This window comes from Leeuwenhoekiella sp. NPDC079379, assembly GCF_044542075.1.
Taxonomy (GTDB): domain Bacteria; phylum Bacteroidota; class Bacteroidia; order Flavobacteriales; family Flavobacteriaceae; genus Leeuwenhoekiella.
In genome coordinates, this window is record NZ_JBITTU010000003.1 from 123,657 (window position 1) to 135,556 (window position 11,900).

At 37.0% G+C, this 11,900-nt stretch carries 8 protein-coding genes; all 8 read left to right on the plus strand.

What is annotated here, in order from left to right; translation table 11 throughout:
- Position 1: 1 nt before the first annotated feature.
- The 8 genes from ACIGAM_RS06470 to ACIGAM_RS06505 are packed head-to-tail and all read left to right on the plus strand — an operon-like array spanning position 2 to position 11,887.
- Positions 2-1,348 carry a c-type cytochrome gene (locus ACIGAM_RS06470; protein WP_396510651.1) on the plus strand — a complete coding sequence of 449 codons (1,347 nt, stop codon included), beginning with the start codon at positions 2-4 and terminating at the stop codon, positions 1,346-1,348.
- A gap of 57 nt (positions 1,349-1,405) precedes the next feature.
- Complete coding sequence (locus ACIGAM_RS06475) at positions 1,406-4,498, plus strand: TAT-variant-translocated molybdopterin oxidoreductase (protein ID WP_396510652.1); 3,093 nt, start codon at positions 1,406-1,408, stop codon at positions 4,496-4,498.
- A gap of 31 nt (positions 4,499-4,529) precedes the next feature.
- Positions 4,530-6,317, plus strand: a complete 1,788-nt coding sequence (nrfD, locus tag ACIGAM_RS06480) for an NrfD/PsrC family molybdoenzyme membrane anchor subunit (protein WP_396510653.1) — start codon at positions 4,530-4,532, stop codon at positions 6,315-6,317.
- A gap of 3 nt (positions 6,318-6,320) precedes the next feature.
- A complete protein-coding gene (locus tag ACIGAM_RS06485) occupies positions 6,321-6,860 on the plus strand; it encodes a DUF3341 domain-containing protein (protein WP_396510654.1) in 540 nt (179 codons plus the stop codon).
- A gap of 3 nt (positions 6,861-6,863) precedes the next feature.
- The gene (locus ACIGAM_RS06490; RefSeq protein ID WP_396510655.1) at positions 6,864-7,547 is read left to right on the plus strand and encodes a c-type cytochrome; all 684 of its coding nucleotides are present in this window, start codon (positions 6,864-6,866) and stop codon (positions 7,545-7,547) included.
- 23 nt (positions 7,548-7,570) lie between these two features.
- Positions 7,571-8,929: a quinol:cytochrome C oxidoreductase gene (locus ACIGAM_RS06495; protein ID WP_396510656.1), complete on the plus strand. Its 1,359-nt coding sequence runs from the start codon at positions 7,571-7,573 to the stop codon at positions 8,927-8,929.
- A gap of 26 nt (positions 8,930-8,955) precedes the next feature.
- A complete protein-coding gene (locus tag ACIGAM_RS06500) occupies positions 8,956-10,029 on the plus strand; it encodes a cytochrome c oxidase subunit II (protein WP_396510657.1) in 1,074 nt (357 codons plus the stop codon).
- Positions 10,030-10,057: 28 nt separating this feature from the next.
- Positions 10,058-11,887, plus strand: a complete 1,830-nt coding sequence (locus ACIGAM_RS06505) for a cbb3-type cytochrome c oxidase subunit I (protein WP_396510658.1) — start codon at positions 10,058-10,060, stop codon at positions 11,885-11,887.
- The last annotated feature ends 13 nt before the right edge of the window (positions 11,888-11,900 follow it).

Consider the following 11,900-nt stretch of genomic DNA (forward strand, 5'->3'; position numbering starts at 1 on the left):
TATGAAACAGGGTAAAAACCTTAATTCAGCTTTTCGATTTTCTTTAATCACTTTAGCTTTATTGCTTTCCTTTTCTTCTTTTGTATATGCTCAAGAAGCGGAACAGCCTGCTGATGGTGCTGCTCAATCAGAAACCTCGCCAGCTGTGCAGGGTGGTGATGCGGCTGCCGGAAAAGCTTTATTTAACGCAAATTGCGCAGCTTGTCACAAATTGTACAATCGTGCTACTGGTCCGGCTTTATTTGAAGTTACAGAAAGACGAGACAGAGAATGGTTGTATCAGTGGATTAAAAATAACCGTGCATTAATTGATGCGGGAGATCCGGAGGCATTAGAAGTGTACAATGAGTACAATCAAACTGCAATGAACTTGTTTCCGCAGTTAACTAATGCAGACATTGATGATATTCTTGCGTATACGAATACTCCTAAGCCTGAGGCTACAGCTCCTGCTGCAGTTGCAGGTGATTCTGCTCAAGGTGGTGGAGGTGGAGTATCGACCACTATAATATTGGGAATTCTTGCTGTAATCCTGGTGATGCTGGTTGCGGTTCTTTTTCTTGTAAACAGCACTTTGAGAAAATTTGCAGTTGCACAAGGTGTAGAGCTTCCGGTTAAGGAAACCCGTAAGCCTATTTATAAAGCATTTGTTGAAAATCAATTTTTAGTATTGGTTTCTGTTATAGTATTGCTTTTAGGAGGTGCTTACTTTGCCTACGGGTGGATGATGCAGGTAGGAGTTGATCAAGGTTACGAGCCAATTCAGCCAATACATTATTCACATAGAATTCATGCTGGTGAGAACCAAATAGAATGTAAATACTGTCACTCTTCAGCAAGAACAAGTAAGCATTCTGGGATACCTTCTTTGAATGTATGTATGAATTGTCATAAGAGTATAGGCGAGGTTGCTGATAATACTTCAGAATTCTCATCAGTTACTGAGGACTATTCAAAAGAGTTTTACGATAAAGAAATTCAGAAATTATATAAAGCAGCGGGTTGGGATCCTGCTACGCAATCATACACTGGGGAGACTCAGGCTGTAGAATGGGTACGTATTCATAACCTACCAGATTTTGCATATTTCAACCACTCGCAGCACGTTAGTGTTGCTGGGGTGCAGTGTCAAACGTGTCACGGTCCTGTTGAGGAGATGGAGATTATGTATCAATTTGCTCCTTTAACTATGGGGTGGTGTATAAACTGCCATAGAGAGACAAACGTTAAGATAGATGGTAACCCATATTATGAGAAAATTCATGAGGAGCTTTCTAAGAAATATGGTGTTGAGCAATTAACGGCTGCGCAAATGGGAGGTCTTGAATGTGGTAAGTGCCATTATTAATAAAATAGAATACGTGTTGTTTTATCTCGCGTTCCAAAATAAATAACAATAGATTTTATGTCATCAAACAAGAAATACTGGAAAAGTGTTGAAGAGCTAAATGAAAATAGCTCTATTGTTGAGGCGCTTAAACAGAATGAGTTTGCGCAGGAGATTCCTACAGATGAGTTTCTGGGCGACAAGAATTCGTTAGATGCTTCTTCTACTACGCGTCGTGATTTCTTAAAATATGTAGGTTTTTCTACAGCTGCTGCTACATTAGCTGCCTGTGAAGGTCCTGTTGTGAAATCAATACCTTACGTAGTAGCTCCAGAGCGTATTACTGTAGGTAAAGCAGAGTATTATGCGTCTACAATGGCAGATGGTTTTGACTTCGCTAGTGTATTGGTTAAAACTCGTGAGGGAAGACCTATTAAAATTGAGAATAATAAAATGGCCTCTGCTTTAGGGGGTAATAATGCTCGTGTGCACGCTTCTGTATTGTCTATGTACGATACAAAAAGATTGCAAGGGCCAAAGATAAATGGAGAGGATGTTTCGTGGGATGAGCTTGATGAAAATTTAGGTTCTAAACTTAAATCTCTAGGTGGAAAAAGTATTGTGTTGTTGACACAAACTTTTGCGAGTCCATCAACGTCAAAATTAATTGCAGAATTTTCTGCAGCATATCCTAATGTTAAGCATGTGACTTATGACACTATAAGTGAGAGTGCAGCATTAGATGCTTTTGAAAGTAAATATGGAATGCGTGCATTACCTGATTACGATTTTTCTAAGGCAGAAGTTATTGTTTCTTTTGGAGCAGATTTCTTAGGAGATTGGCAAGGTGGTGGTTTTGGACCGAGCTACTCAAAAAGTAGAGTTCCTCAAAACGGAAAAATGTCTCGTCACATTCAGTTTGAGGCAAATATGACCTTGTCTGGAGCTAATGCAGATAAGCGTGTGTTAATGACACCAAGTGAGCAGAAAAAAGCAATAACTGCATTGCAAGATTTAATTTCTGGCGGTGGGTCTAACACAGGTCTTTCTCCAGAACTTGATAAAGCTGTTAAAGCTGCTGCAACACAATTAAGTAATGCTGGTAGCAAAGGTGTTTTTGTTACGGGTATTCAGGATGCAAATGCTCAGCTAGTTGCATTATCTATAAATGAATCTCTTGGTAGTGTTGTTATAGATACACAATATCCTAAAATGACTCGTCAGGGTGATGCCAAGGCTGTTAAGCAATTAGTAGCTGACATGAACTCAGGTTCGGTAGGTGCTTTATTAGTAATGGGTGTTAACCCGGCTTACAGTATGCCTAATGTAGATGAGTTTAAAGTTGGTTTAGAGAAGGTTGATGTTCGTGTTTCTTTCAATATGAAAGAAGATGAAACCGCTTTGTTGTGTAATTATCTTGCGCCAACTCCACATTATTTAGAATCTTGGGGTGATGTAGAGATTAAAAAGGGTCAAATTTGTTTGACGCAGCCTACTATAAGACCATTATTTAGTACTAGACAATTCCAGGATTCTTTATTGACCTGGACCGGTAGTACACAAACGTATTATGATTATTTAAAAGCAAATTGGAGTAATTCTTCAACTAGCTTTAATCAAGCTTTGCACGATGGTATCGTGTCTGGCACTATAAATACAGAAGCAACCGCTGTTACTGAAGAAATAAATTCAGTTTCTGAAAATGGATCTTTAACACTAGCGAGTGCATTATCTGCATTAGCTCAGGACGGTGAAACTTCTGGAAATGGTTTTGATTTAACGCTGTATTCTAGTACGGGTATGGGTGATGGTCAGCAAGCTAATAACCCCTGGTTGCAAGAATTTCCTGATCCTATTACAAGAACTTCTTGGGATAACTTTCTTACTATGTCAAAAGTTGACGCAGATAAGTTAGGTGTTGAGAATGAGATTACTTCAAAGGGAGAGCTTAACGGTAGCTATGTAACCATAACATTAGATGGTGTTAAACTTGAAAATGTACCAGTATATATTCAGCCAGGTCAGGCTCCAGGGTCTGTAGGACTTGCTTTGGGTTATGGTAAAACTGCTGCTGTACAGGATGAAATGAAAGTAGGTGTTAACGCCTACCCGTTATATAAAGATTTTAGTGCAACTCAAAAAGTTGAAATTACTAAAACTAGTGGATGGCATGAGTTTGCCTGCGTTCAGATGCAGAATACAATGGCTGGTCGTGCAGATGATATTATCCGTGAGACTACATTAGAGATTTTTAATTCTAAAGATGTTCATGCTTGGAACCCTGTAGGAGAGGTTGATTATAACCACTCTGAGATTGAGGTTAGAGATAAGAATGCAGACATTTGGGAATCTTTTGATGATACTGTAGGGCCACATTTTAATCTTTCTATAGATTTAAATGCATGTACCGGTTGTGGTGCTTGTGTTATTGCGTGTCACGCTGAGAATAATGTTCCTGTGGTAGGGAAGCAAGAAGTTAGAAACTTTAGAGATATGCATTGGTTGCGTATTGACCGTTACTATTCTTCTGAAGATACCTTTGCTGAAGAAACTAAAACGCTTGAAGAGCTTCCGGCTTTTGACTCGTATTCTGTAGTAGAAGTTCAGTCTTATGATAATCCTGAGGTAGCTTTTCAACCTGTGATGTGTCAGCACTGTAACCACGCTCCTTGTGAAACTGTGTGTCCTGTTGCTGCAATAGGTCACGGTAGACAGGGTCAAAACCAAATGACATATAACCGTTGTGTAGGTACACGTTATTGTGCAAACAACTGTCCGTATAAAGTACGTCGTTTTAACTGGTTCTTATATAGTGAAAACGATGAGTTTGATTACAATATGAACAATGATTTAGGTCGTATGGTTCTTAATCCAGATGTTACTGTGCGTTCTAGAGGGGTTATGGAGAAATGTTCTTTCTGTATTCAAATGACTCAGAAGACCATTTTAGATGCTAAACGTGAAGGTAGAGTAATTAAAGATGGTGAGTTTGCAACAGCTTGTAGCAATGCTTGTGATAATGGTGCTATTAAGTTTGGGGATGTAAATATTCCAGATTCAGAAATCGTAGAATTGAAAAATGATAAACGCAAGTATTACTTACTTGAAGATATAGGAGTTAAACCTAATGTATTCTATCAGGTAAAAGTTAAAAATACTGCTGAAGCTTAAAATTTTTTAAAATAAATATCAATATATTAATATGTCGTCACACTACGAAGCACCCATAAGAGAGCCTTTGATTCTTGGAGAGAAATCTTACCACGATATCAGTGTAGATGTAGGAGCTCCTATATTAGGAAAGGCCAATAAATCTTGGTGGATTGTTTTTTCTATAGCGCTTATCGCATTTTTGTGGGGTTTAGGCTGTATTGTTTATACAGTAACTACAGGAATTGGGGTTTGGGGTCTTAACAAAACAATTGGCTGGGCCTGGGATATTACCAACTTTGTTTGGTGGGTAGGTATTGGTCACGCCGGTACCTTGATCTCCGCAGTACTTTTATTGTTCCGTCAAAAATGGCGTATGGCAATTAACAGGTCTGCAGAAGCGATGACAATTTTTGCTGTTGTTCAAGCTGGTTTATTTCCTATAATTCACATGGGTCGCCCTTGGTTGGCGTATTGGGTATTACCTATTCCTAACCAGTTTGGTTCGTTGTGGGTAAACTTTAATTCACCTCTACTTTGGGACGTATTTGCAATATCAACATATTTATCTGTTTCGCTTGTTTTCTGGTGGACAGGTTTACTTCCAGATTTTGCAATGATTAGAGATCGTACCAAAAGTCCTTTTCAACAAAAGATTTACGGTATATTAAGTTTTGGATGGAGCGGTCGTGCAAAAGACTGGCAACGTTTTGAGGAAGTATCTTTAGTGCTTGCGGGTTTAGCAACACCGTTAGTACTTTCTGTACATACTATTGTATCATTTGACTTTGCTACTTCAGTTGTTCCGGGATGGCACAGTACGATTTTCCCTCCTTACTTTGTTGCTGGTGCAATATTTTCAGGATTTGCTATGGTACAAACATTACTTCTTGTAATGCGTAAAGTTGTAAATCTTGAAAATTACATAACAATTGTTCATATTGAATTTATGAATAAGGTAATACTACTAACTGGTGGTATTGTAACTGTTGCCTACTTAACCGAGTATTTTATTGGTTGGTATTCTGGTGTACCTTATGAGAATTATACCTATTTGTCTTTTGGTGCTGCTACTGGACCTTACTGGTGGGCCTTCTGGGCATTAATTATATGTAACCTTATTGTGCCACTTACGCTATGGGTCAAGGCTTGGAGAAGAAATATAGTTTGGACCTTTTTTGTTGCTCTTGTTATTAACATAGGTATGTGGTTTGAGCGTTTTGATATTATTGTTCTTTGTTTAAGTAAAGACAGATTAACGTCTTCCTGGTCAATGTTCTCTCCTACTTTTGTAGATATTGGAGTATTTGTTGGGACTATTGGTTTCTTCTTTGTATTATTCTTATTATACGCTCGTACATTTCCTGTAATTGCTCAGGCTGAAGTTAAGAGTATTCTTAAATCATCTGGTGCTCGTTACAAGCGAATTAGAGAGTCTGGAGAAGATCTTGCAGGTACTGCTGCAGATAGCCGTACATCTAATTATGCTGAGCGTACAACTTTAGCTTCTGCTTCAAATAATGATAAAACATATCATCAAGCAACAGTTAATGCAGACGTGATGTTAGATACTGAAGCTAAGAAAACACAGGTTGATTTGATGTTGTCAAGAATAGGTATTTATGACCCGGCAACTCAAACTACAAATGATTTGAAACTGATAAGTGGTGTAGGTCCTGTACTTGAACAGAAATTGCATCAGCTGGGTATTTATACCTACGATCAGGTAAGTAAAATGACAAAAACAGAATATGACTTGTTAGACGAGATCATAGATGCTTTTCCAGGAAGAGCTGAACGTGATGATTGGGCAGGTCAGGCACAAAAACTTAAACAATAAAATATGGCATCAGCAAACGTTTTACATGCGCTTTACAATGATGATGATATTCTCATGAAAGCTGTGAAGGAGTTACGTGCTAAAAAGTATAGAATAATTGAGGTGTATACTCCTTTTCCGGTACACGGTTTAGACAAAGCAATGGGGCTTGCTCCTACGCGTCTAGCTATTACTTCTTTTATGTATGGTCTTGTGGGGTTAAGTGTGGCTACCTTGATGATGAACTTTATCATGATTGAAGATTGGCCTAGAAATATAGGTGGTAAACCTAGTTTTTCATACTTACAAAATATGCCTGCTTTTGTGCCTATTATGTTTGAGTTAACCGTCTTTTTTGCGGCTCACTTAATGGTAATTACATTTTACTTAAGAAGTAAAATTTGGCCGTTCCAGAAGGCTTCAAATCCAGATGTTAGAACTACAGATGATCACTTTTTGATTGAAGTAGATGCTGCAAATCACGATCTAGATGAGCTTTCTAAGTTTCTATATGATACAGGAGCTTCAGAAATAAGTTTAATTCACAATGAAGAACACGCTTAACAAATGAGAAATAATATTCAAATATTAGGCTCTTTAATGTTAGTTGTTATTTTGGCTTCTTGTCAGAATAAGGATTATCGTAACTATCAATATATGCCTAACATGTATCAGGAAGTGAGTTATGAAGCTTACGGTAATTATGAGGTATTTCCTAATGGGATGGAAGCAATGATACCTGCTGAAGGTTCTGTTTCTCGCGGATGGATGCCTTATGAATACGAGAACAGTACAGAGGGTTATGAAGCTGCTAAGGGCACACTTGCAAATCCTGTTCCATATACTGAAGATAATTTAAATGAAGGTAAGGAGCTATATACTATTTACTGTGCAATTTGTCACGGTGATAAAGGTGATGGTCAAGGTACTTTAGCTAAGCGTGAAAAGATATTAGGTATACCAGCATATAATGATCAAGGTAGAGCTATAACAGAAGGTAGTATTTACCATGTCACTTATTATGGTATTAATACAATGGGATCTTATGCCAGTCAAACTACAGAGCGTGAATTATGGCTAATAAATCACTATGTTATAGATCTAAAATATGAATTAGATGGTAAACCTAAAAGAGCCTTTGATTCTGATGCAAGTGTTGATGATGAAGCTGTTTTAACTGAAGAAGAAGCAACTGATGATGGTAATGTAATGACTACAACTCCTTCTGAAGAAGCTCAAATCGAAGAATAATAAAGCCAGGATATTTCAAAATTATGTATACATTTTCTAGTAAATTAAGACTTTTCGCCATAATTAGTATGGTACTTGGGTTAGTTGGCTTGGTCTATGGCTTTCTCTCTGTCCCGTCTACGGTAGAAGAAGCGAGCGCAGTTTTAGCTTCTCACGATGCCCACCACGAGACTACTGAAAATCACGAAGAAGCCAGTTTTATAGATGAAGCTCGTCAAGAGCATGGCTATTCTGAAGCTGCTATGGCTAAAGATAAGGATATGGGTCATAATGCTCATGAAGACGAAGAGCATATGGAACACGTTTTGCATCAAATGCAAAGTAAACCTTGGTCTGCTGCATTCATAGCTGCATTCTTTTTTATGATGATCGCTTTGGGAGCTTTAGTGTTTTATGCTATTCAAACTGCAGCTCAGGCAGGATGGTCACCAGTTCTATTTAGAGTAATGGAGGGTATTACGCATTACTTACTTCCTGGTTCAATCATAGTTCTTCTTATTGTAGTTTTTGCGGGAGAGCACTTTTATCCTTGGCAAAACCATGAATTAGTTGCTGAAGATCAAATTTTGCAAGATAAAGCAGGATATTTAAATTTTCCTTTCTGGTTAATACGCTCAATAATTTATGTAGCCGGTTGGAACTTATATAGATTTTTTGCTAGAAAAAATAGTCTAGCAATGGATACAGCAGAAGATGATAGGCCATACAAGAATTTGTTTAAATTTTCAATATTCTTTTTAGCATTTTTCCTATGTACAGAATCGACTATGGCTTGGGATTGGTTTATGTCTATGACTCCACACTGGTATAGCACATTGTACGCTTGGTATATTTTAGCAGGTATGATGGTATCTGCGGTAACGGTAATAGCTATGGTAACAGTTTCACTTAAAGCTATTGGGAAATTAGAGTTTGTAAATGATAGTCACCTTCACGATCTAGCTAAGTTTATGTTCGGTTTCAGCATATTCTGGACATATTTATGGTTTGGTCAATTTATGTTGATTTGGTACGCAAATATACCGGAAGAAGTAACATATTTCATCTTAAGAATTCAGGAGTACAATCCTATTTTCTTCGGAATGTTGATATTAAACTTTGTATTTCCTATTATTATTTTAATGAACAGTGATTTCAAACGAGTTTCTTGGTTCGTAGTTATAGCTGGTACTATTATACTTGTAGGTCATTACATAGATATATTCTTACTTGTGATGCCATCTACAGTGGGGCCATATTGGTCTTTCGGAATTACAGAATTCGCAGCTATATTATTTTTCCTAGGATTGTTTATTCTAATGGTAGGCCTGGGCTTATCTAGAGTGTCATTAAGACCTAAGAATAATCCGTTCTTAGTAGAAAGCGAGCATTTTCATTATTAATATCAACGAACAGAAAAAACACAACAATGACCGTTTTTTTAGTACTTATTGTAATTATACTTTTTGCTGTAACATTATGGCAAATGAGTAAGATATATGCACTTTCTAAAGGCAAGTCGAAAGATGAGTCTGGCGAGGTGGCAAATGATAAAGACAACAGCGTCAATGCAAAATTGATGGTGATGTTTACTGTTTTTCTTTATTTCTTAATGTTCTATTGTTTTTGGCATTATTCTAAATTTTATTTGCCAGAAGCTTCATCTGAGCATGGTAGCAAGTATGATAATCTTATGTTTATCTCTATTGCATTGATCATGTTTGTTCAGATTATAACGCAATTCTTGCTTCACTTTTTCTCTTATAAGTATAAGGGTGAAAAAGGAAAAAGGGCATTATTTTATGCAGATAACGATAAGCTCGAGTTTATTTGGACAATTATACCTGTAATTGTTCTTGCAGGATTAATTATCTATGGTTTATTTACCTGGTCAGATATAATGAACTTTGAGGAGGATGAAGATGCGTTAGTTATAGAATTATATGCACAGCGTTTTAACTGGAAAGCTAGATATTCAGGAGATGATAATACCTTAGGTAATGCTAACGTTCGATTTATAGAGGGAATTAATCAATTAGGTATAGATCCTAGTGATGCAGACGGCCAAGATGATATTGTGACTCAAGAACTACACTTACCGGTAGGTAGACAAGTAATCTTTAAGTTACGTTCTCAAGATGTATTACACTCAGCTTATATGCCTCACTTTAGAGCGCAGATGAATGTTGTACCAGGTATGATTACACAGTTTTCATTTACACCTACAGTAACTACTGAAGAGATACGTACTACAGATTACATGAAAGATAAAATGCGTACAATTCAAAAAATACGTAATGATAAGAATAAGGTACTTGCGGCAGCTGGTGAACCGGCTCTAGACAATTATGATGAGTTTGATTATTATTTGCTATGTAATAAAATTTGTGGTAAGAGTCACTACAATATGCAAATGAAAATAATAGTAGAGAGTCAAGAGGATTACGACGCTTGGATTGAACAACAAGAAACGTTTAAGACTAGTATCGCAGGTCAAGAATAAAAAAAAATTACTAAAAAGAAATTAGATTATGTCAGCACATTCAAATGCACTGGACCATGCTCACGATGATCACGATTCACATCATGATCACCACCAGACTTTTATAAGTAAATACATTTTTAGTACAGATCATAAAATGATCTCTAAACAGTATTTAATTACTGGTCTGATAATGGGAATTATTGGTATTGCTATGTCTATCTTATTTAGATTACAATTAGCATGGCCAGATAAAAGTTTTACAGTTTTTGAAATATTTCTAGGTAAATGGGCACCAGAAGGTGTTATGGATCCTAGTATCTACCTATCGCTAGTGACGATACACGGTACGATAATGGTATTCTTTGTACTAACAGCTGGTCTGAGTGGTACTTTTAGTAACCTCCTTATTCCGCTACAAATCGGGGCACGTGATATGGCTTCAGGATTCTTGAATATGGTCTCTTACTGGCTATTTTTCTTGTCTGCAGTAATTATGTGTTGTTCTCTATTTGTTGAATCAGGACCTGCCGCTGCTGGATGGACTATTTATCCTCCTTTAAGTGCATTACCTAATTCAATTTCTGCTGCGGGTACAGGTATGACATTATGGTTAGTTTCTATGGCTATTTTCATCGCATCATCGCTATTAGGATCTCTTAACTATGTTGTAACTGTTATTAACTTGCGTACAAAGGGAATGTCTATGACGAGACTTCCACTTACAATCTGGGCATTTTTTGTGACTGCAATTATTGGTATCGTTTCATTCCCAGTATTATTGTCTGCTGCTTTATTACTTATAATGGATAGAAGTTTTGGAACTTCTTTCTTCTTGTCAGATATATATATTGGTGGTGAGGTACTACACAATAGTGGTGGTTCTCCGGTGCTTTTTGAACACTTATTCTGGTTCTTAGGTCACCCTGAAGTATATATTGTATTATTACCTGCATTAGGGATATCTTCAGAAGTTATTGCAACTAATGCACGTAAGCCTATTTTTGGTTACAGAGCGATGATTGCCTCGATTTTAGCAATCGCGTTTTTATCTACAATAGTTTGGGGTCACCATATGTTTATTTCAGGTATGAATCCATTCTTAGGTTCTGTATTTACCTTTACAACGTTGTTAATTGCAATACCTTCAGCGGTAAAAGCATTTAACTATATTACCACTTTATGGAAAGGTAACTTACAGTTTAATCCTGCGATGTTGTTTTCTATAGGTCTTGTTTCTACTTTTATTACAGGTGGTTTAACAGGTATTATATTAGGAGATAGTACGCTAGATATTAACGTTCACGATACGTATTTTGTAGTAGCTCACTTCCACCTTGTGATGGGTATATCTGCATTATATGGTTTATTTGCAGGTGTATATCACTGGTTCCCTAAAATGTTTGAAGGTAAGATGATGAACAAAAACCTTGGTTACGTCCATTTTTGGGTAACTGCCATAGGTTCTTACGCTGTCTTTTTCCCAATGCATTTCATAGGTATGGCTGGTTTACCACGTAGATATTATTCTAATACTGCATTCCCATACTTTGATGATTTAGCAGATGTAAATGTTTTAATTACTATTGCAGCAATTGTTACAGCAGCTGCTCAGTTAGTATTCTTATACAATTTTATAGCTTCTATCTTCTACGGTAAAAAAGGTGAATTAAACCCTTGGAAATCAAATACGTTAGAATGGACTACAGGTCATGAACATATTCATGGGAACTGGGTTGGAGCTATACCAAGCGTATACCGCTGGCCATATGACTATAGCAAACTTAATGAGGATGAGAGTGATTATGTGATCGCTGGTCAGGATTATGTTCCACAGACGGTGCCACTTCAACCGAACGAAGAAGAAATGAATCATTAAGATTCAATTAGAA